We start from the raw sequence: 690 nt of genomic DNA, 5'->3' as shown, positions 1-690 counted from the left end.
ACTTGCTCTTTTAAGCTATTGGCTAAGCGCTCTAACCATTGTAATTGCTCGTTGCTCCAGGGTTTTTGCTGCTTTATTTTAGCCAGGGCGTTATTTACACGCTCATCAAACGGGAGTAACGCATCGCCGAGTGCTGCACGGCGAATATGCCCTATTAACCGTGCAGCAATATCTTGGTTGGTGGTTTTTTTCCATGCAACTCTAAGTGTTGACTCGTCAAACGATTGCGCATCAAACCACTCTTGCAGCTCTATTAATGCTTTACGGGTTAAGTCTTTAGGTTTGGTTATAACGGTTTGTAGTGCAGCTTGGCTGTTCTCGCTTTGCTCTACGAGTTTGTCGAACGCGTCTAAAAAGTCTTCGGCGTTGTCGTAATCGCCATAGCCTTCTTTAAATTCTATTAGCTCGTCTTCTATGTCGGTAAAAATAGGCTCGTGGCGTAGCTCGTTTATTTGCTTTTTAAGGTGCTCTAGGTTTTCGATCAGTTTTGGAAGTTGTGTAAAAATTTCGGCGCTTTGCTCTGGCCCTTTGGTTTTTAGGGTTTGTGCAAGGCTTGCAAAATCGCAACCAGCAGCGCCGGCTAATACGGTATCTAAGCGTTTTATTGATTGGTCAATTCGAGCTGACTTGTCTTGATTAAATACACCATGACCGACAATGCGCTGTACTTTAGCCACTAGTTGCTCGTGG

1 protein-coding gene is annotated in these 690 nt (G+C 44.3%); it reads right to left on the bottom strand.

What is annotated here, in order from left to right; genetic code table 11:
- On the bottom strand, positions 1 to 690 hold a 690-nt coding region (locus L652_RS0100930; protein WP_029770090.1), incomplete at both ends, for a type I restriction-modification enzyme R subunit C-terminal domain-containing protein.

This window comes from Pseudoalteromonas sp. TB25, assembly GCF_000497995.1.
In the GTDB taxonomy this organism is placed as follows: domain Bacteria; phylum Pseudomonadota; class Gammaproteobacteria; order Enterobacterales; family Alteromonadaceae; genus Pseudoalteromonas; species Pseudoalteromonas distincta.
This window is presented reverse-complemented; position numbering and strand designations above follow the sequence as displayed.